Here is a 20,182-nt window from a genome sequence, read left to right as displayed (position 1 = left end):
GAGGTGAGCATGAACAAACACAATAATATGACCCAACCTTACTGGCTGCCGTTATCGAGCGTGTTAAACCCGCAAGGTAACAAACATCAGCCTTTAATCGGTTTTGATGACGAATTTGTTGATATCGTTGATTACATTTTGCGCATAACGCACCGTATTTGGGAGCAAAAAAACATTGGCTTATGCTATCGCTATTACGCCGATGTATGCCCTGTTTTTACCCTTGGCGCCTATGGCGAAAACATAGAAGATGTTATTCAAGGCACACTAAAAACTATTGCGGCCTTCCCCGACAGGAGCCTAATTGGCGAAAACGTGGTGTTTTCAGAAGAAGCCAACGAGCACTATTACTCATCACATTTAATTAGCAGTGTAATGACCAACACTGGTAACTCTGAGTTTGGCCCAGCAACACATAAAACAGGCCGTGTTACAACCATTGCCGACTGCGTATGCTTTGAAAACAAAATAGTTAAAGAGTGGCTAGTGCGCGACAACGGCTTTTTAGTTAAGCAGCTTGGCTTAAACATTATTAATGTAGCCAAACACATGGCTAACATTCCGAGTAAAGAAAAACACACTCAGTGGCTAAACGATGAATTTAACCGTGTAATTGCCATAGATCACCGCGTAGCAAGTACGCCCATTGTAGAGGGTGAGCTAGCGGCATTTGCCCATACTTGGTTAGACACGCTATTTAATCAAAAACAGTTTGCTAAAGTGCACGAATTTTACAGTTTAACGGCAACACAGCAATGGCCTAGCGGCAGAATGGCCATCGGACTTGCACAAATTAACGGCGTATTTATACAATTTTTTGCAACCTGCCCCGACGCCAAATTAACGATTGATCATATAGCTATTACCCCATTTGACGAAACCACGACAGATGTAGCGATACGCTGGTCGCTAGCCGGCCACTTTAACCCGCAAAATAGCGAGCTAAGTGAGCTTAAACAGCAGCCTTACTTTATTTTAGGCGCATCGCATTTGCGTATTAAAAACAAAAAAATCATCGAAGAGATCACCGTTTTTGATGAAGTAGCACTTTATGCACACTTATTTAAAGCACATGCATTAGTCAACAAATCACAGTGGGAGGAAAATGCATGATCAACGCTATTATCGATTTATACACTAAAGCCGACATTGAAGGTATAAGCAGCAAGTTGCTTCGCAGTAGCCGTTGGCAGCAGCACCACTTTACCGCCATGGGTGCTTTGCAGGCGCAGCCTTTGTGGCTTAACTTTTTAGCTCAATATGGAGTGTCTGAGTGTGTATCGCACACTCATAGTGTAGGCGCAGAACGTGAAACCCTACAGCTGGTTTTACAGCCTAAAAAGCTTAAAAATCCAGTGCGTTTAACGTTTGCAATAAAACACAACGGGACTTTTATTAAGTCAGTAAAATGTGTGGTTGATACGTTGTCGTTAGCGAATAACGAGTATGTAAATACAACGGTAAATAACAGCTCAGTTATTCCTAAACTACCAAAAAGTGACCCAATTATTGTTAGCGATTTAGATAACCAGCTGCACCCTACTACTTTTCATGCAACCCCCAGCGCTATTTGCGAGCTGCCCTCTCACACTGCTCGTACTTTAGATAACTGGTGGCAAATTTGGCAAACTAACAACCTGGCTCAGTTTGAAACCCTTTATACTCCAAGCGCTACGGCTGTACTTGCAGGTAACACACAGCCACAACCTATTAGCGCGCTGCTTGATTGCCACTTAGATTTTACGCAATCGCTAAGCAGACGCTATGCCCAGCTAGAAACCGTTGAGTATGACAGTACGCAAAACCAAGCCACGCTATGCTGGACTCTCGATGGCAGCTTTAATGCTAAAAACGTACGTGTACGTCAGCAAATAATTAGCGTTATTAGCATCAGCGATAATCAAATAACCCACGAAGTAATGCAATTCGACACGCTGGCACTTAACCAGCAGTTTGCATTATAAGGTCACCTTTTCCACTTCCCTTCAAGCGCTCACTGAGCGCTTTTTTTATAGATGGCCTTTTAGCAACCTGTAATCATACTTAAGCAGTTTTTACCCTATTTATGACTCGCTTTTATAACTCAAAATGGCTCACTTAATTAAGCGAGTGGGTATTACTTATTTAAAAAAATAACGCTTTAAAATAGTTAAAGGCAGTAAATAAAGTATCAGCCTCGCCTTACTAAAGCCCGAGTATGCAACCAACCGCCAAGCCCCCCATTGTAAGTTACGCACTTATGGCTTAAATACACGTATGCATTTAGCAAACTTAAATTAAGGGCTGGTTAGAGGGGTTAAGCTTACAATCTAAAGCCAATAAAGGCGCATCCAATGAATGTCAGCAAAGGTGGGGTAAATACAATAGTAAGGCTAAATGGGAGCTAACTTGAGCTAATTCACAAGCTTAAAATAAAAAAAGCCAGCTAATAAATAGCTGGCTGAAAGTAATGACCGTAGCGGCCATTTAGGAAATTCTAAAACTGATACTTTAAGCTTGCGCCCCACGTACGTGGATTGTTCCAGTTAGCTTGTACTGAGTTTGCAGGTAAGCCATCAACAATTTGTGAGTGCACTACACCACGGGTTAAAATCGCTTTATCACCAATGTTTTTAACGTACGCTTCTACTTGCACACTGTCGTTAATGTACCAGGTTAAACGTGCATCAGCCATTAAGTGCGCATCTACTTGTACCTCTGGGATGTTCGTATCAAACGCGTAGTAATCGTCTAAGTAATTTAGTTGAATGTACGGTACTAAGTACGAATCCCCCCCTAAGCTAAACTCATAACGAGCTGAAAAACCTACGCTGTATTCAGGTGCCATAGCTGGGCTCCAGCCTTCAAAACTAAACTGACTAGAGCTGTCGTTTATATCTTGGCGACCTTCTAAGTTACCTAATGCTAATAATGGGCGAAGCTGCTCATTACCTACTGCATAGCCATCAGCAAATTCGCTATCAAGCAGAGATAAAGTACCTGTTAGTGTTAGGTTATCAATTGGCACCCATTGAATATCGGCTTCTAGGCCCACAGTTTCTACATCGCCGCCGTTTTCGTAGTATTCAAAGGTGGTAGCAGTACCTGCTGCAACACACTCTAAAACAGTATCGCCAGTGGTCGTATCGTTACATGAGGTTGCAAATAACTGTGCTTTTACATCTTCGTATTCGTTCATAAATACCGAAAGATTTAAACGCATTGCGCCATCAAGCAAATAGCTTTTCATACCCATTTCGTAAGAGATAACATCTTCGTTATCGTAAAGTGGGTCAGCACCGCGAGCTACAACGCGCGAATCGTTTGCGCCACCGGTTCTGTAGCCTGTCGCTACACTTGCATACACCATAATATCGTTATTAATGTCGTACTCGGCAGCCGCTTTATAAAGCAGTGCTGAGTCATCCCAATCTGGTATTGTATCGCCGGTAAATGTTTTGTCGTCTTGGTTTACACGCAATCCACCTACCACACGCAAATCTTCTGTTACTTGGTAGCGTAATTGCCCATACGCCGCAATTGATTTTGCCGTATGCGGGTCGTAATCTGGGTTACCCCACGAAGGCACTACAACAGAGTCTGATACACCATCGCCTGTGGTATCTGCATGCGATAACCAGCTCCAATCTGCTTCTTGGTCAAAGTAATAAAGACCACCAATCCACGAAAAATCACCCTCATCGTTAGATGAAAATTGCAGCTCAGATGAGAGTGTTTTTTGGTCATCCTCACGACCAAAACCACCTACAAAATCAATGCCACCGTCGCTGTAGTCGTTATCGTAATATTGCTTACCACTAAGCGTTGAGTAGTTAGTGGTCCATTTAATATCAGCAAAGTCGGTATACCATTCAAGTGCTAATGTGGTCGAAAAGCTTTCTTGCTTATCAAGTGAAAATCCATTGCGGTAAACATCATACGGGCCAAGGTCTTCGTGCTGCGCATCACTTGGCTGATAAATATGCCCCTCGGTTATTGTAGGCGTGGTGTTAAATACACCCGACCCCGGCGAGGTTTCTTCAATTTGGTAGCCCGCTATTTGTTGGTAACCCCAAATAGCTTCTGAGTTTGAGTCTTTACGCGAGTAATCAAAGCGTACTGTGGCATTAAACTTTTCGTTTGGCTCCCACTTAGTAACGTTACGCATATAAAACTGGTTTTTCTCGCGCAAGTCATCTGAAGGGCCTGGAACAACTAAATTATTGATATAACCATCGTGACGATCAGAGGCCACTACAAAACGGGTTGCCACGGTGTCGCTTACTGGAATATTTATAATTCCTTCGTAAGCGCTGCGGTTATAGCTGCCTGTTTCAACTTTTATACTCCCCAGTAAATCGTCAAAAACAGGTTGGTTAGTAATAATATTAATACTGCCCGCAAACGTGTTTCGGCCATATAACGTACCTTGCGGCCCGCGTAATACCTCAATGCGTTGAACATCCACCAGCGCGCCTAAGCCCGATGAGGTAGTCGGCACATAAATACCATCTTGAAATATACCTACAATTTGCTCAGCAATACCGGTGCCTGCTACACCTACTTCGTTGGTGCGAGCGCCACGCATAGCGGGTCTAACTTCACCACCCGACGAACCCATACGTAAGCCTGGTACCACTTGTTCAAGACCCGTAACATCAATAATACCAGCGCGGGCAATGTCCCCTTCCCCTAATGCTGTTATTGATGATGATACTTCCTGTAGGTCTTGTGAGCGACGGTTTGCCGTTACCGCTATACGCTCTATCGCGGGCTCTGCGGTTTGTTCTTGCGCTTGTGCTTGTTCTGGCTCTTGCGCAGCGTGTGCGTTCATTGTGGTTGCTGCAATAGCGGTGGTTACAGCAAAGTGAACGAGAGTCCGTGTAAATTTAGCTTTCATTATAGTTATTCTCCCCAGTATAAAACGTATTTAGTTCTCCCCAAACCTACATTTTCAATTATTACAGTAAACAAGTTGTATCAATTGAAAATGCATGGATCTAAAATAGACTTCGAAGTCAAAAAGATCAACAACTTTTTGCTCGAATAATAACCTCATCTAAATTAACCTAAATAAAACAATATATTAAAATGAAAACAAAGTGATTTCGAAACACAAAAAAAGCCAGTAATAATTTATTACTGGCTCTATGTAAGCGATTGTTTAATTTAAAATTTCAATGCTATATTTTAGCAAAATGCACAAACTTACACTTTTACTTAAACCTTAAAATACATTATTGAAAAATGCCTAAAAGTTATAGCCTACCCTTACACCATAAGTGCGAGGATTAGCATAATCGGCCGCAGCCACATTACCACCAAAGCGGACTGTCCTAAGTAGTATAAGCTCATCTCCTGCGTTTTGAACATACGCACGTACAGACCACTCATTATCTGCCGAATACCATGCAAGGCTAGCATCGTACTTTTGGTAACTTTCTTGAGTACCAAATGAAAAAGGCAAATCGTTGGTTGTATACGAATCCGATAATTGAATACTGGTAGCAGGCACAACGCGGCCTTTATCACCTAAATCAAACTCATAACTGGCCAATAGTGTAATATTGTATTTAGGGCTTAGCTGCACGTCATTACCATCTAGTTGCAGTAAGTTATCTACGCCATTAATGGTCTCTCCACCCTCTTCAAATACATTTGGCGTAACAAAGTCGCCATACGTTGAGTCTGTAAACGCGGCGCGTGCCCCTAGGCGCAATGCATCACTTGCCTGCCAATCAATTTCTAACTCAAGACCTGCAGCATCAATTTCCCCGGCATTACCAAAAAACGACACCGCCGTACCACCCACGTTTTGAAAACGAGTAGAAAGTAGGTCCTCGTACTGGTTGTAATATAAAGAAGCGTTAAACCTTAATGAATTATCAAGCAGCATACTTTTAAAGCCAAGCTCGTAAGCCGTTACTGTTTGCTCATCGTAGCTATCTTCGCCATTAAAAGCGCCCTGTGCATTACCCGCTAAAAAGCCCGTAGAAACTGTAGCATAAAGCAGTTGAGAACTTGCCAAATCGTGTTCAAGACCTAGCTTCCACGTTACTTTACTCCAATCATCGTCTGCGTTATCAACCTCAAGTACAGAAAAATCAAGCGTGCTTAAATCATCTGGGTTTTGGCCGTAAATATCCCACTCACGGCTGTCATTTGTATACCTAATGCCGGCTATACCGCGTGTATCATCATTAAATGTGTAATTACCTTGAAAGTAGGCGGCAGCTGATCTTGTTTCTAACTGAATTTGATTTAACCACGACGCGTACTGAAATTCTTGGGGTTGCGTTGTATCTGGCACATTATCAACCACAGCCCCATAGCTGCCATTTAAAAATGCGTTGTCTAAATCTTCTGAAAGCAAATAAATACCCGCTACCCATTCAAAGTCGCTTTCATACGTTGAGCTAACCTGCACTTCTAACGAGTTTGTTTTTGATTCAATCGCATTGCCATCAACCGTGGTTGCATAAGTCGAAAAATCACCATCAGTAAGGCGCGTTTCTTCGTAATCCATTGAGGCTGCAATCACTTTCAAATCTACCGACTCTAATGACCAGTTAAGCTCTGCACTAATGCTTACATCACTTACATCACGCGATGGTTTATAGTCAAACTGCTGAGTAAATGGGTCTGACGATACCGCCTGTGCTGTATCAAGCCCTGGTGTTGCAGCGTTATCTAAACCTGCGCCAAAGCGGCCACAATTACTGCCACACACATCGTCACGACCTATTCGCTCAGTTAATGGTGCCGACAAACTTGTTTTACCCGTTGCAGGGTTTATAGGAACGCCTAAAATATGGTAGCCAAAAGCACCGCCGCCATTTGATTCATCCTGCCACGTTTCTACTTTTACATTTAAATTTATATCGTCGTTAATTTCAGTAAAAACTTGGCCACGTAAAAAATACATATCAGCATCTTTTAAGCCTGCATCTTCATTAAATGTATTTTCAACGTAGGGATCTCTTATTTCTCGAACGCCAGTAAATCGCACCGCGGTATCATCAGTAAGCGCTGCATTAAAAAAGCCCTCACCACGTAAATGACCATAATTACCAAATGTAACGGCCATACCGCCTTCGGTAATATCTAGCTCTGGTTTTTTAGCTATAACATCAATCGCACCACCAAATGAGTTACGACCAAACAATGTACCTTGTGGCCCGCGTAATACTTCAACACGCTCTAAATCAACAAACCCAGCAAGCGCCTGCCCGTGACGAGGACGATAAACACCGTTAGAATAAAACGCGATGGCAACATCGTTAGCCTCTACTTGCTCTGTTCTAGCACCGCGCATAGCTGGGCGAGCATCACTGCCCGACACACCCGACTTTAACCCTGGCGCTAAGCTATCAAGGTTTAAGATATCAGTAACGCCATTTTCTAGTAAATCTTTAGCAGATACAGCGGTCACAGCCAACGGCACTGATTGAATACTTTTAACACGCTTAGTAGAGGTAACCGAAATAACCTCCAACTCTTTGTTAGGGCTTAACTTTGCCTCTTGCGAGTATACCGAGGCTGAGCCCAATATCGCCGTGTTTACTGCAGCAAAAATAAGTGTTTTACGTAAAATATGTGCGGCCATGAGATTAATTCTCCACCTGTTGATATAAGTTATTTTATTAAGCATTTAAGGGCTAAATAACCCGCAACCGAATTTTAAGTATTTATAATGATTAAAAGCGCGATTTAAATGCCTATTTTTTCGACTTATAAAAACTATCGCTTTTTGCATTCGAATGCAATAAAGATTATGTAAAAGTTTTACATGTTCATAACACTAAAAACGAAGCAGCGTATTTAAACAAAAATAAACCCTTTAAAATTATAGAGTTATTTTACAAGTTTATTCTTTAAAGCACTGGTTTGATCTGTTTAATTTAACAATAACAACCAAAGAAAGAAGTATGGTAGAGAAAATACAGATTAAAAGACTTCGAAGTCCGAGGGGGTGTGTAATCACATTTAAAGTAGGCACCTAACCGACTAATAATTAAGTGCCCACTGTCTCTAAAGGTTAGACCGTAAGTGTGTAGCTGAAATATAATCACATGTAGAATAACAACAGCTAATAACTATTCTCATAATTAGTTTTGTGTCTTTTTGCTTAAGTTTTCAATTAAGTCTTGTGCGCTATAGCTGTTGTCGCTGGGTTTAATACCTTTACCCATTTTAATGTCAATCAGGGTGTGTACTTCTTTTCGTTTATCATTGTTGCTCACTTGTACGCCTACGCTATTGCTCGGGCGTACGCGTGTTTCGCAGGTTAATAAACCGCAGTTTCGCTCATATTGCTGGCTGTGTGATGCACTAATAGATGACGCGGGCGCTTGCGATTTAGACTCAACAAAGGTTTCTTTATTTGTTACAACAAACCAGTCGTAGCCTTGCGCTTGGGTAAGTTCAGCCGCGCGTAACAATGCATAGTCACCGGCATCGGCTACGTTGTTTGACACACTTTTAAACTCGACGCGGTATTGATCGTCACTAATTTTTTGCTCGCTATAACCTTGTGAGCCATTATTAGCTGGGCGGTAGTCGGGGTTAGATGCGCAACCCGCCATAAGTAAAATACTGATAATTAAAATAGATGTTTTCATCATTCACCTCGTTTTATAAAAGCTATTATTGGTTTAACTGCCACTTTGCACTAATTGCTTGCTGCTCTTGCGCTCTATCTAGTGGTGCGCCGCTGATCATGCTATCTATAACAGCATCTAACTCACTGTTATTAGACGCCGTTTGATATTGCGCGCCATTATCACTTTGCTGCACGGCTGTTTGCGCTTTAATTTGCCAACCGCTTTGCGTTTTACAAGCAATGCTTGTTTGCGTGGTATTGTTTGAGCTTAGCGCATACTGCCTACAAAGCTCACCTTGCTGATTTTTAAAACTAAGCTGCGCCCTAAATACTGAGCCATCACTTTGCTTATACTCACCACTACTTAGCTGTGTATTAAGTGCTGATGCTATGTTACTGGCTACTAAATTTTGCGACTCATTGGGTTGTAAATAACTAGTCATTGCAATACCAAATACCATGGCAACGCTTGCAGCGATTGCTAAGCTTTTATTAGCCGACTGCTTAACCCTTTGCCAAGGCGTTAACGTTACTACATTGCTATTTAAAGTGTTTTTTGTCGTTGCTGTATCAAGCTTTGCAACCGTTTTAGCTAATGAGTCACTAAGGGGTGCGTCATCAATACTTGTTGCGTGCTCTTTTACTCGCATGTCTACTTCGCTTAGCTCTGCAAGTCGCATTACTAGTTCATCATCGGTTTCAAGGGCTTTGCGCACTTGCTCCATTTCGTGCTCGCTTAGCTCTGAGTCTAAAAAGGCGCTAAGTGTTTCGTCGTTAATGTTCATACTTGCTCCTTTTTAAAGTCGGGTTTTATTAAATTATAAAGTGTACTGCGTGCTCGCGATAATTTACTCATTACACTGCCTATAGGTATATCGAGTGTATGTGCTACTTCTTTATAGGCCATGCCCTGCACTGCCACCAGCGATACAATGGCGCGTTGCTCTTCGGGTAATTGCCCAAGTGCGGTATTTACATTTTTAAGCATTTGTTTGTTTTCGAGTGTTTGGTGCTCATTACTTGTAATTGGCTCTGGTAAAACATCGGCCTGGGCCGTATTTTGCCTTACCTTGCGTGAGCGGTATTCGTCTATCCACACATTGCGGCAAATTTTAAACGCCCATTTAGCAGGCTCAACGTCATCCGGAATGCCTTTTACTAATAGTTTTTCAATTGTTATTTGCACTACATCGTCTGCATCTGCTTTACTACCCGTTAGCGAATAGGCAAAACGCCTAAGCATGGGCAATAAGGTTTTTAATGTTTCGTTCATTGATTTTTACCCCTTTTATAAAGAAGACGATTCAAAAAAACATTTATTCCCAAATAATCAAAATAATTTGAATAATGAAATATTTCTATGTGTTAAACGTTAACTACAAGCATGATAAATTTAATAGAAGTAACCCACTATGAATATTAAAAACACACGCGTTAAACACATAATAGCCACTTCGCTTTGCATATTTAGCGCAACGAGCTCAGCCAATATAGTGAGAGTCGATCAAGTGCTTGGGCAGCTAAACCCAATAGAGCAGCGTATTGAGCAAACTATAGAGCGCGCACAACGCCTGCCGCTTCCGGTGCCTGTACCACAAGTTTCGATTGATGAACTAAAAGCGCAAATTAGTGAGCCAATTAGCAGCTTACCCAATGTGCTTAACATTAATATAAATAGTCAAAACACCGCATTTGTTGAAGTAGAGCTAGAAAACGGCTTTAGAGCAATAGAGCGCCAATGGTTATTAATGGCAAATAGCCAACAACTTAATACCCTAAAGCAGCAAAATGTAACCATTGTATCGGTAAAAAATTACAACGCACTTAACATGAGCTTAGTACGCTTTAACGCCCCCCAAGGTGTTAATTCTAAAAGTGAGTTATTAAAAGCGCTTAACATAGATGAGTCTGCAATACTTGACCGAAACCACATATACCAGGCGCAAATTGGCGAGCCTACCGAAAAAGTAACACCAAATAACTCTATTGCCCCCTACTGCACACAAAGCGTAAAAATTGGCATGATCGACAGCGCCATTAATACCAAACACAGTGCTTTTGAAGGTGCAAATATCACTACGCAAAGCTTTTTGCCACAAGGGTTAAGCTCGCCAAATTTACACGGCACCGCCATTGCAGGGCTAATTACAGGTAAAGGCGCAAAACTTAACCCGCTTTTAGGCAGTGCCATGCTTTACAGTGCCGAGGTGTTTTATAGGCAATCTGAATATGCTCAAGGGGCTACATTATTTGCCATAGTAGAAGCACTTAACTGGCTAGTCAGTAATAAAATACCCGTAATAAATATGAGCCTAACGGGGCCAAATAACGCAGTTTTAGAAGCAAGTATTACTGCAGCAATAAAACAAAACGTGTTAATTGTAGCTGCTGCAGGTAACCAAGGGCCGGCGTCGCAGCCGTTATACCCAGGTGCGTATAAAAGCGTGATAGCGGTAAGTGCTATTGATGCAAATAACCAAATTTATAGATGGTCAAATAAAGGCGATTACATAGACTTTGCAGCACTTGGTGTAAATGTTGTTACAAGCCAAGGCAATGGAAAATTTGGAAGGGAGTCGGGTACGTCAATGGCGGCGCCGCATGTAAGCGCGGCATTAAGTTGTTTATTGTTAAAACATGGTAATAATAAAACCAAAGCACTTAACGAGCTTACATCGCTTGCCATCGACTTAGGCGAGCAAGGCAAAGACACCACCTTTGGTTATGGTGCCATTTACCCACCTAAAAGTGCACTTTAACTGACGCCGATAAAACCGATTGCGTATAGGTATTGCTACTAAGATTTGATTGATAATCGCCATATTCAGCCTCGGCTATGAGTGTTACGTGCTCAAATAAAGCTAGGTTATAAAACGCATTAACTACATTTCTGTGCTCATCTCGCGACGGTATTTGCTCAAAAAAATCATCCGTTGTTTGCTCATCGTAATCTTTATTTTGATAACGCCAGCCAGCCCCCACTTTGTTAGCCACATTAAAGGCCGTAAATTTGTGCGTAACTTTAGTAGTAAAACCGTAGCCGTTAAAGTCGTATTGGTTGTCGTCGGCGTTTTCTTTATCGGCACTTAGCGATGCCATTAGCATGGTTTGGCCATTATTTATAAAATGATAAAGCGCTACATCGCCGCCTACGCCGTCGGCATTACGTGCTTTTGCAGTAGCAAAACGTTTAGCTTTGGTTTTTACACTCATACGCAAGTACGTATGCGGGTTTAAAAAATGGCCATAGTAAGCACTGGCTTGATTAAAATGTAAAAATGTTTCGCCATCTACATTTGCTTTTGCACCATCGTAACGAACCCCTACCTCATGGCTATTAAAGCTGTAGCTGCCATCTAAACCGTATTGATGCAGGTCTAAATCGTATTGATCAAATTCATCGTAGTCTTGTTGTTCAAACTTATAGCTTGAGGTTAATTTAGCGCTTTTGGTTACTTGCCATTTTGCATTAACACCGGCTGCGGTTTTTATGCCGCTGTCGCTTTGCGACGAAATATCGTCGAGCTCTTGAACAGAGAGCGCCGAGTTACTTAATACCCCAACTTCAGCATCTGCATTTAGCTCAAAGCTACTTTTAAAGGGCTTATTTTGCTCAGCTGTTTTAATGTGGTTAGTTTGTGCAAGCACCGCTTGAGCACTAAAAACACACAATGTGGCGGTTATAACTGCTTTCATATTTATTCTCCAACAGGCCGAATAGGTTTCCCCATTCGGCATTTGTGCAAGCACTTGGCGTATTAAAGGCCTAGGTCTAAATCGTTAGTAATGTTGGTTACTACTTCACTTGCGGTGCTAAGTGCTACATCGTTACTAATTTGATCAGTAACCGCTGCACTCACCTGCCCGCTAACACTTTGTTGTACTGTGCTTTGTAAACTACTAACCGTACTGTTTTGCACACTGGCAATTAAAGATTGCTGAACACTGCTTACTACTTCATTACTGGTGTTAATTGCATCACCCATTTGCAGTGCAGAGCTTACTGAGTTTGCAGCCGTATTAGTAATTGCTAATTGGTTTGTAAGCTCACCCGCATTAAGCGCATTAGTTGCATCAGCTTGTGTAACTGAATCGGTAGCGCTACTTACATTTGAAAGTAAAGAGGCATCGGCTGGTGTATCGGTAGTATCTGGCTGAGCGCCTTGCTCAGAGGTAACAAAAAGTAATGATGACTGGCTCACAGCGGTTGTTAAATTACCCGCCGATGAAGTTAACTGTGTTGTTGCATCGAGCGCTGTATTGGCTGTGGTAATGCCTGTGGCATTTAAAGACGAGGCCGATGCATTTAATGCATTATTTAAAGATCCGCTTGCAGATGCAACTAATGTATTTGCAGGCTCTGCGGCCTCACTGCTTTCTTGCGCTGGAGTTTGCGTATTATTCGCCGTTGAATCTGTGTTTTGCGAATCATCAGCCGTTACTTGTGTATCGTTAGATACGTTTGACTCGTTGCTACCACTGGCTGTTAAACCATTTTGTGAAAGCGCAATAGATGTAGATGTTTGTTGCTGCGCCGACGTTGACTGAGATAGTTCAATATCAGCGGCATGCACTGCACCTGTAAAAGTACACACACCGCTTAACATCATTACGCTTACAATTTTATTTAATTTAGTCATTGTTTTGTCCTCTAGTTTGTCGGATTGACATAAAGAAGACGATTTACAAAAACACTTTATTCCAAAAATAATTAAAAATTATAATAACGTTACTTAATTATTTAAGTTTCATACTCTTAAATATAAATTACTCGTTTACTGCGTAAGCATTTCGCCGTTTTGGATCAGCAGTAACAGCTCGGCAGTGGCGGTAGCATCGGCCAATGCGCGGTGATGGCTGGTTAAATTTAAATTAAAATGCGCGCTAAGGTTACCAAGCGAATACGACTTTAAGCCTTTAAACGCTCTGCGCGATTCAACCACGGTGCACATTTTTGGCATTTTAAAAAAATGCCCTGCAACCTCGCATTCCTTTTTAATAAAACCGTAATCAAAGTTTACGTTATGGGCTACAAAAATACTGCCTGCAAGTTTATCTAGTAGTGGCTGTGCTATATCGGCAAATACAGGCGCGTTGTAAACCATGCCATCGCTTATGCCGGTCAATTTAGTAATAAAGCTTGGGATATGGCGCTGCGGATTAATAAGTGTCGTCCAGGTATCAATTACTTTACCGTGCTGTACTTTAACAATGCCAATTTCGGTAATGCGGTTACCGCCTTTTAAGCCTCCCGTGGTTTCTATATCAACCACGCTGTAAATACGGTTAGGGTCTACAAACCACCTAACTGCAGCAATATGTACTGTAAAGCCTACATTTTTTAAATTATCAATGGTGGTTAATTGGTTGCGCCTAAGCTTATCGCCTGGGGCTTTTACCTCTTCAAAATGTACTTGACCATTATTAATAACCATTAAGTCGGGGTAGCCGTCTTTTAGCTGTAAATAGTGTTTGCTCATAGCCGTTAAGTGCGCAATTAACGCTTCAAGCGGGCTGTTTAAAATAAGTGCCTCTAGTGGCTCTAATAAATTGCTGCGCCATCTAAATAAACCATTGGGCTGCTCAAAATACTGCGCGGCATGTTTACATACCAAATTAAGCAGCGCCTGATTAGTGCTACAGCTTTTTAAACGTGCGTCAATTTGCGTGCTTTGCGCTTCATAAAAATTACCAAGCTGTAAAACTTGCGGGTAAATATCAAATTCATTACACGGCGTGTATGGCGATTCAATAAATAACTCGTGCCAAAATACCAAGCCAAACAAGCTTTGCCATAAGGTATTTTCGGTATTAAAAACCGTTAACCCTTTTGCACTGTAATGCTCATTTACGCCTTGCTCTACATCGCCTCGGTAAATTTCGTCAATTTCAAGCACACATTGGGTGTCGGCCAGCATAGTGCTTAAGCGCGAACGCGTTTGTTTATTAAACTTACGCATTAAAAAGTCATCAGCAAAGTACAGTAAATCGTCGGTGAGCGGGTTTTCTATAATTTGCTCTAGCTGCGCTTTAACCCACGCTTTATTACCTAGGCGGTATTGCTCTCTTATTTGAATTTCTTGTGCTTCGGCGTAATCGGTGCAGCCTTCAAGTAAGCTAAAGGCAAGTTCGCTATCGGTATTTTTAAGTTGTTTATACAGCCTAACCAGCAGTTTGTTTTTAATGTCGTGCGCTTGTGCGCCATGCGCCGGTTGCGCCAATACTAAATGCGCAAGCTCGGTGTAAGGTGTTTTGTCATCCAAGGTTTCATCTTTTGTATTGCCGATGTTTTTAAACGCTAAACGGTAACGATTTAAAACGTAATTAGATTGCGCCTCAGCGAGTGTATTAAAGCGCGACAAGCTCTCGCTGTGTCCTTCGCGGGTAGCGGTTAACCCTAAATCGCGCATAACAAAGCGGTTTTGATGGTTTACATCGCCACTACTTAAGCGCCCTGCAAATAAAAACTCAAAATACTCGTAATAATCTTCACGGTTATTTATCACATACTGGCTATATAAAGGGGCTAAATCATCTGCGCGCTCACTAAAAAATTGGCACGCAATAGTGACCAACTCCCCTTTAGCTGCGCTTTTCTTAAAGCTTACTTGCTCACTGTAATTACTGAGTAACTCCACCAACATGGGCTTGGTTAAATGCGCAATAAGCTGCTTGTAATGCTGTGCGTTTGGCTCATATAAAATACCCGCTTTTTTTAGCGTATAAATAGCCTGATGCGGCGAAGTTATTTCTTCATAATTAAGCGATTGCGCCTGCACTAAATAAGGTTTGCGCGAATACACACGCGCCAACATGCATTGGCTTTGCTCATCTAGTTGGTTAATTTTACTAATAAATTCACTATGTTTAGGCTCAAGTAAATGCATACATTTACTTGTTACAAACTCAATAAGCTCTCTAAAATGCGCTAAATAGTATTTTGCTGGTAATTCTTTTTTCATAACATCGCCACAACTGTATATAAAAACAGTATCTAGCATTTGTGCTTATTATTCAATCTTAAACTTGTAACTAAAACACGCTATAGTGAGCGTATAAAAGTAAATTTATTAAAAATAAAGGACTTACCATGAGCGCGCACCCATACGATGTTTTATCACTCAATAACGGCGCAAATATTATTTTTACGCCTTGCCCTGGTACAAAAACGCAAAACCTAGCGGATTCAATCGCTACATTAAAAGCCGCTGGCACTCACATGCTACTATCGCTTATGCCACAAAAGGAGCTTGAAAAAAACAACGTACAAACAATTAATAGTGAGTGCAATAAGCACGATATAACCTGGTTTCATTTACCAATAAATGACGACGAAGCCCCAAAACAACCTTTTACATCAAGCTGGAATACCCACAAAACAGACATACTACAAGCCATACAGCAAAAACAAACCATTGCCATTCATTGCAAAGGCGGCACTGGCCGCACAGGGTTGGTTGCTGCGCTTATTTTAAATTCGGCAGGTTACACAAAAGAAGAGGTATATAGCTTAGTACAAGGTATTCGCCCTAAAGCACTCACTATAGAATTGCAAAAAGAATACTTTAATAACTTTGAGGTGTGAGGGGAAAACTGGGTAATATGTTAACGCTCATTCTTAGTTACCCTTGGCAAGCTTAGCCACTTATTAACGGTAACTAATCGTAATTATGTAAACCAAAAAAACACCAAATAGGATTGAGCCAATACCTGCAGGCCTAAATGTACTTTTAAATTTTTGAGCAGACCACACAGCAATTAAGTACACCTCGCTCTCCTAAAAACTAATGGGCCGCATAGGGTAATACAGTCGCACTTGACTAAAGTTAGCTAAAGAATCGCGTAAGCTAAGTGCTTTGCGCCTCTTAATACTGTTGCTATTAGGCTTGCAAGCTCATGTAGTAAAAACGATCGTCTTCTCTATCGACAGCAAATCCGATGCGGCTATATAACTTAAATGCAGGGCTTAGCTGAAATACTTTGAGATCTATGAATTTGACACCTTGTTGACGAGCCATATCAACTACTTTAGCAATAACGTGAGCACCAAAACCTTTGTTTTGATAAGTAGCTGCAATCTGAATATCGCGAAGTTGGCAACGCCCTTCATCAAACGATAAGCGCACGACACCTATGAGTTGACCCTTACACATAATATCAAAATTTTTAAGGTTTTTGGTAGCTTGATAAACGTCTTCTACATCCCAATCTACCGCATACATTTCGTAATAGGGTTTCATATTGTTAAACGTAAACTGTGCGGCAGTCTTTAGGTCTTCAGTAGCAACAATCTCTAGCATACATCTAGCCTCAAAAAAGAATTAATACTCAATAAACTAATTAGCCACTTTAATTGAATAAGCTAAACTGCGCTATAAATTACGCGTGCTAATTGGTTAATTAGTTTTAACCAGCTTTCAGGGGACATATTCAACTTTTAACTTAAAAGAATACTTTGAAAGTTTTAGCAGTTAATAAAAAGCTAACGTAAAACAGCAAAGCTACTAATAGTTAAACGCCCATTAATTGGATCGCGTGCATATTCGTTAGCCGCATTTATATTACCAGAATGCAATAAGTTGCTTGGGTATATAACAACCCGATTTAACTTTGCCTCTACACTGTAAACTTGCTCAAACAAAGCTGTACTGCCATTTATATAATGTGGGTTTTTGTGAAGCTTTTGCGCCATGGCTTGCTGCTTAATAGTTTGCCTATATGGCATAAGTCGCTCTTTTGTTATGCGTTCATACCCTAGGGCTCTATGCTTATAAAACGAAGTGCCACCATGCGTTTCATCACATAAAAAGTGCACCATAGCAAGTTGATTCATATTAGGTGTATCAAAATGAGGGAGCATTTGTATTGGCCTTAGCTCATCAGGTTCAGTGCATGCAATTGAAAAAGCAGAAAGTATTACATCAAACTCGCTTTTATCTGTCATATCAAAGTGTGAATTAATAATTGGCGCAAGGTCTTTTAACCGCTCGATATAACTAAGCGGTGCAGCTTTTCTTACTCCTGGATAAAAATCACTTTCTTGTGCGCAAAATGTTTCTCTGGCGTTTTGAGAAAACACAGCAAAATTTATAAGTGCATCTACATTATTTACAAAATCATTAATAACAATAATTGGGGTTTGCTCTTCCCCAACAGTGTGTATCTGTAACACCATATTTTTGTTAAGTGTAAAATCAATCATCGGCTAAATTAAGCACCGCATTTTTACGCTCAATCAATGGGTATATTTGGCCAAGCGAGGTTATAACAGTATAAATAGCGGGTAATAAAGCGCGTTGATGTAAAAGCGTAATTTTATCACTATCAAGTTGTGCGAGTCTTTCTTGATTAATAGTGTATAAGCCGTTTAACTTTGTTTTTTGACTGTTCTGAAACGTTACCTCAAGCGATAATGGCTGCAGTAGCTCATGCTGTAACAAGGTATCTATTAACTTTTTATTGTCTATTTCGCCTTGTAGTAAATGCCCTAAACACTGCTTTATTTTTTTAAAATAACCACTTTCTTCTGCGTTTTGGGTATAAATTGGTTCTAAATCATTCTGGCTTTGCGCTTGGTTATTAATGACTGCTGGGCTATTTAAATTAATACACACAGGGTATTGAGTTTGCTTTGCATGAGTATCACCAACAAAAAATGGCTGACGCTGTAACTGAAGCGGTAAATATACTCCCTGCCACTGCGAGTGCTGATAAAACAAGTTCTCATGTTGCTCAAAGCCTAATAAAGCATTGAGTGTAAACTCCCCTGTTTCTGAGTTTTTTGCAAAAACTATAGGCTGCTGAACGGCAATTTGATTAAGTTCTGCCATAACAACAGGGATCATATTAATGTTTTCAGCGTGTGATTGTGCTTTTTGTGTGTCTATTTTTATATGCTGATGAGCACTTTGCTCTAATGCGACTAAATTTTCCATGCGTGTCTCTTTATTGTTTTTATGTGTAAATTTTTAAGCTAAATAGTGCTAAAGCCATGACTCTTAATTTTATTTAACAATTCTCGGTTACTAGGTAAGTTAGTGACTGCTTGGTTTATCATGCTTTTATTTTTATCAAACTGACTTTTAGCAAAATCAGTGTCTTTAAGCATATAGGAAGTTGTGCTGTAGTCACTTTTAAAGCCCATACCATATAAAACATATTGATAACTCGCCGCTGGAAACACCTCATTGTTACTTGTAAAGTCGTGGTCAGCAGGGGCGCGGTATTGCCATAATTTCATTAGATCTTGTAGGCTTTGAGGAATCGTTTTTGGGTCTCTGTTATCACGCCAAAATGCGTTATCGTCACGGGTTGATAAAATATAGTGTAACTTTAAAAAGTCGATTATTTTTTCCCACCTGTAGCCAAACGTCTCATTAAAGCGCTTGGCGGTAATATCCATAATATCGCGGGTGTGGGGGAGTTGTTCGCTTATCATTTGCGCTGACATTTCTACTAATACCAATGCAGAAGCTTCAAGCGGTTCCAAAAAGCCAGCCGAAAGCCCTACCGCAACACAGTTGTTCTGCCAAAAGTGTGAGCGATGGCCACTTTTAATAGGGATTTTTCTAATTGTTAACGACTCTATTTTATCGCCAACATACTCTTTAAGCTTTTCTCGTGCTTGTGCTTCGCTACTGTATTTACTCGAATACACATAACCTACCCCACGGCGGTGTTGTAACCCTATATCCCATATCCAGCCTGCTTCTTGCGCTGTTGAAATTGTGTGAGACGCAATGCTCTCATCTTCATTCTCATAGGGGACTTGCACTGCTAAGGCGGTATCGATAAACAGCACATCATCGCAAGGCATAAAAGGAACCTTATAATGCTCGCCTAATAACAATGATGAAAAACCGGTACAATCGACAAATAAATCACCGCTAATTTCACCTTGTTGCTTTGTGGTAACACTTGCAATATCGCCATTTTTAGCACTATTGACCTGTGTTACATCAGCTAAAAAATGTTTAACGCCAAGCTCCTGCGTACAATGTTTTTGTAAAAAAACGGCAAATTTTGCCGAGTCTAAGTGGTAGGCATAATTTGCTAAGGCAGCATATTCTGGGGTGCGAATTGTTTTAGGAGCAAGCCCTTGCTCACAAATAGCTTCTTGGTAACACACTGCATTAGAAAAAGACGTTGACTCAGCGGTATTATTTAACCAATGCCCTGCCATATCTGTTTTTGAAAAGCCCTGTGGCAAAACTAATGGGTGATAATAAAAATCATCATTGCTGCCATCCACCCATTTGGCAAATTTTGCACCTTGTTTAAAGCTTGCTTCGCACTCACGTATAAAGTCGGTTTCGCTAATACCAAGTGCTATTAATGTACTACGCATGGTAGGCCAAGTGCCTTCACCAACACCTATAATTGGTACATTTGGAGATTCAACTAGCACAACATTAAGGCCATCGGGGGTATTACTTTTATGGTGCGCCGCTAATCGTCCGGCGGTTAGCCAGCCCGCTATACCACCACCAACGACAACCACTGTTTTTATTTTTTTATTTTGCTGGTTCATACTTGTTACCTATAAAGGCATATTTAAAAAGTGGCTATTACTAAATGTAAAAGCCACTTTATTAATTAAAG

The 20,182-nt window shown here is 40.9% G+C and carries 16 protein-coding genes; 4 read left to right on the top strand and 12 right to left on the bottom strand.

From position 1 onward, the window contains the following. Positions 1–9 precede the first annotated feature (9 nt). Both PSH54_RS06865 and PSH54_RS06860 read left to right on the top strand, forming a co-directional pair. Positions 10–1,113 (top strand): ester cyclase, encoded by a 1,104-nt coding sequence (locus tag PSH54_RS06865; protein WP_273605762.1) that lies wholly within the window; start codon positions 10–12, stop codon positions 1,111–1,113. Further along, a complete protein-coding gene (locus PSH54_RS06860; RefSeq protein WP_273605761.1) occupies positions 1,110–1,964 on the top strand; it encodes a nuclear transport factor 2 family protein in 855 nt (284 codons plus the stop codon). The genes PSH54_RS06865 and PSH54_RS06860 overlap by 4 nt, the downstream gene beginning before the upstream one ends. 512 nt (positions 1,965–2,476) lie before the next feature. On the opposite strand, the gene PSH54_RS06855 is transcribed toward PSH54_RS06860, so the two are convergent. The 5 genes from PSH54_RS06855 to PSH54_RS06835 all read right to left on the bottom strand — a co-directional run bounded on the left by PSH54_RS06855 (position 2,477) and on the right by PSH54_RS06835 (position 9,854). Beyond that, positions 2,477–4,879 (bottom strand): TonB-dependent receptor, encoded by a 2,403-nt coding sequence (locus tag PSH54_RS06855; protein ID WP_096041992.1) that lies wholly within the window; start codon positions 4,877–4,879, stop codon positions 2,477–2,479. 351 nt (positions 4,880–5,230) lie between these two features. Continuing rightward, on the bottom strand, positions 5,231–7,585 hold the full coding sequence (locus tag PSH54_RS06850) for a TonB-dependent receptor (protein WP_273605760.1): 2,355 nt from the start codon (positions 7,583–7,585) through the stop codon (positions 5,231–5,233). Between the two features lie 502 nt (positions 7,586–8,087). Then, complete coding sequence (locus PSH54_RS06845; protein ID WP_337946980.1) at positions 8,088–8,600, bottom strand: CC0125/CC1285 family lipoprotein; 513 nt, start codon at positions 8,598–8,600, stop codon at positions 8,088–8,090. 25 nt (positions 8,601–8,625) lie between these two features. Further along, complete coding sequence (locus tag PSH54_RS06840) at positions 8,626–9,366, bottom strand: anti-sigma factor family protein (protein WP_096739888.1); 741 nt, start codon at positions 9,364–9,366, stop codon at positions 8,626–8,628. Then, complete coding sequence (locus tag PSH54_RS06835) at positions 9,363–9,854, bottom strand: RNA polymerase sigma factor (protein ID WP_054982238.1); 492 nt, start codon at positions 9,852–9,854, stop codon at positions 9,363–9,365. The genes PSH54_RS06840 and PSH54_RS06835 overlap by 4 nt, the downstream gene beginning before the upstream one ends. A gap of 139 nt (positions 9,855–9,993) precedes the next feature. Here PSH54_RS06835 and PSH54_RS06830 point away from each other — a divergent pair, with 139 nt between their 5' ends. Continuing rightward, positions 9,994–11,340, top strand: coding sequence for a S8 family serine peptidase (locus PSH54_RS06830; protein ID WP_273605758.1), 1,347 nt, complete (start codon positions 9,994–9,996; stop codon positions 11,338–11,340). Here PSH54_RS06830 and PSH54_RS06825 read toward each other — a convergent pair. From PSH54_RS06825 to PSH54_RS06815, 3 genes are all read right to left on the bottom strand, one after another. Beyond that, positions 11,324–12,277, bottom strand: a complete 954-nt coding sequence (locus PSH54_RS06825; protein WP_273605757.1) for a hypothetical protein — start codon at positions 12,275–12,277, stop codon at positions 11,324–11,326. The two genes, PSH54_RS06830 and PSH54_RS06825, sit on opposite strands and share 17 nt — an antisense overlap. Positions 12,278–12,339: 62 nt before the next feature. After that, positions 12,340–13,221, bottom strand: a complete 882-nt coding sequence (locus tag PSH54_RS06820) for a hypothetical protein (protein WP_273605756.1) — start codon at positions 13,219–13,221, stop codon at positions 12,340–12,342. A 135-nt stretch (positions 13,222–13,356) separates the two neighbouring features. Further along, positions 13,357–15,582, bottom strand: a complete 2,226-nt coding sequence (locus PSH54_RS06815) for an exonuclease domain-containing protein (protein WP_273605755.1) — start codon at positions 15,580–15,582, stop codon at positions 13,357–13,359. Between the two features lie 89 nt (positions 15,583–15,671). On the opposite strand from PSH54_RS06815, the gene PSH54_RS06810 reads away from it, so the two are divergent. Continuing rightward, positions 15,672–16,166, top strand: a complete 495-nt coding sequence (locus PSH54_RS06810) for a phosphatase domain-containing protein (protein ID WP_024033738.1) — start codon at positions 15,672–15,674, stop codon at positions 16,164–16,166. A gap of 295 nt (positions 16,167–16,461) precedes the next feature. On the opposite strand, the gene PSH54_RS06805 is transcribed toward PSH54_RS06810, so the two are convergent. The 4 genes from PSH54_RS06805 to PSH54_RS06790 form a co-directional block, all read right to left on the bottom strand. After that, complete coding sequence (locus tag PSH54_RS06805; protein ID WP_273605754.1) at positions 16,462–16,881, bottom strand: GNAT family N-acetyltransferase; 420 nt, start codon at positions 16,879–16,881, stop codon at positions 16,462–16,464. A 182-nt stretch (positions 16,882–17,063) separates the two neighbouring features. After that, entirely contained in the window at positions 17,064–17,783 is a 720-nt protein-coding gene (locus PSH54_RS06800; RefSeq protein WP_273605753.1) for a DUF6445 family protein, read from the bottom strand. Further along, positions 17,776–18,516, bottom strand: coding sequence for a SapC family protein (locus PSH54_RS06795; protein WP_273605752.1), 741 nt, complete (start codon positions 18,514–18,516; stop codon positions 17,776–17,778). Before PSH54_RS06795 ends, PSH54_RS06800 begins: the two co-directional genes overlap by 8 nt. A gap of 38 nt (positions 18,517–18,554) precedes the next feature. Further along, positions 18,555–20,111, bottom strand: a complete 1,557-nt coding sequence (locus tag PSH54_RS06790; RefSeq protein ID WP_273605751.1) for a tryptophan halogenase family protein — start codon at positions 20,109–20,111, stop codon at positions 18,555–18,557. Positions 20,112–20,182: the final 71 nt, after the last annotated feature.

The sequence above is a fragment of the Pseudoalteromonas sp. Angola-30 genome, assembly GCF_028599215.1.
Lineage (GTDB): Bacteria > Pseudomonadota > Gammaproteobacteria > Enterobacterales > Alteromonadaceae > Pseudoalteromonas > Pseudoalteromonas atlantica.
The sequence above is the reverse complement of the archived record's forward strand: the minus strand, read 5'-3'. Positions and strand labels throughout refer to the sequence as shown.

What these genes read in the sequence shown, in the direction of transcription:
- PSH54_RS06855 (WP_096041992.1), bottom strand. Translation starts at nt 4,879, where the DNA reads ATGAAAGCTAAATTTACACGGACTCTCGTTCACTTTGCTGTAACCACC.
- PSH54_RS06795 (WP_273605752.1), bottom strand. Translation starts at nt 18,516, where the DNA reads ATGGAAAATTTAGTCGCATTAGAGCAAAGTGCTCATCAGCATATAAAA.
- PSH54_RS06835 (WP_054982238.1), bottom strand. Translation starts at nt 9,854, where the DNA reads ATGAACGAAACATTAAAAACCTTATTGCCCATGCTTAGGCGTTTTGCC.
- PSH54_RS06805 (WP_273605754.1), bottom strand. Translation starts at nt 16,881, where the DNA reads ATGCTAGAGATTGTTGCTACTGAAGACCTAAAGACTGCCGCACAGTTT.
- PSH54_RS06850 (WP_273605760.1), bottom strand. Translation starts at nt 7,585, where the DNA reads ATGGCCGCACATATTTTACGTAAAACACTTATTTTTGCTGCAGTAAAC.
- PSH54_RS06860 (WP_273605761.1), top strand. Translation starts at nt 1,110, where the DNA reads ATGATCAACGCTATTATCGATTTATACACTAAAGCCGACATTGAAGGT.
- PSH54_RS06830 (WP_273605758.1), top strand. Translation starts at nt 9,994, where the DNA reads ATGAATATTAAAAACACACGCGTTAAACACATAATAGCCACTTCGCTT.
- PSH54_RS06840 (WP_096739888.1), bottom strand. Translation starts at nt 9,366, where the DNA reads ATGAACATTAACGACGAAACACTTAGCGCCTTTTTAGACTCAGAGCTA.
- PSH54_RS06825 (WP_273605757.1), bottom strand. Translation starts at nt 12,277, where the DNA reads ATGAAAGCAGTTATAACCGCCACATTGTGTGTTTTTAGTGCTCAAGCG.
- PSH54_RS06820 (WP_273605756.1), bottom strand. Translation starts at nt 13,221, where the DNA reads ATGACTAAATTAAATAAAATTGTAAGCGTAATGATGTTAAGCGGTGTG.
- PSH54_RS06865 (WP_273605762.1), top strand. Translation starts at nt 10, where the DNA reads ATGAACAAACACAATAATATGACCCAACCTTACTGGCTGCCGTTATCG.
- PSH54_RS06845 (WP_337946980.1), bottom strand. Translation starts at nt 8,600, where the DNA reads ATGAAAACATCTATTTTAATTATCAGTATTTTACTTATGGCGGGTTGC.
- PSH54_RS06810 (WP_024033738.1), top strand. Translation starts at nt 15,672, where the DNA reads ATGAGCGCGCACCCATACGATGTTTTATCACTCAATAACGGCGCAAAT.
- PSH54_RS06800 (WP_273605753.1), bottom strand. Translation starts at nt 17,783, where the DNA reads ATGATTGATTTTACACTTAACAAAAATATGGTGTTACAGATACACACT.
- PSH54_RS06790 (WP_273605751.1), bottom strand. Translation starts at nt 20,111, where the DNA reads ATGAACCAGCAAAATAAAAAAATAAAAACAGTGGTTGTCGTTGGTGGT.
- PSH54_RS06815 (WP_273605755.1), bottom strand. Translation starts at nt 15,582, where the DNA reads ATGCTAGATACTGTTTTTATATACAGTTGTGGCGATGTTATGAAAAAA.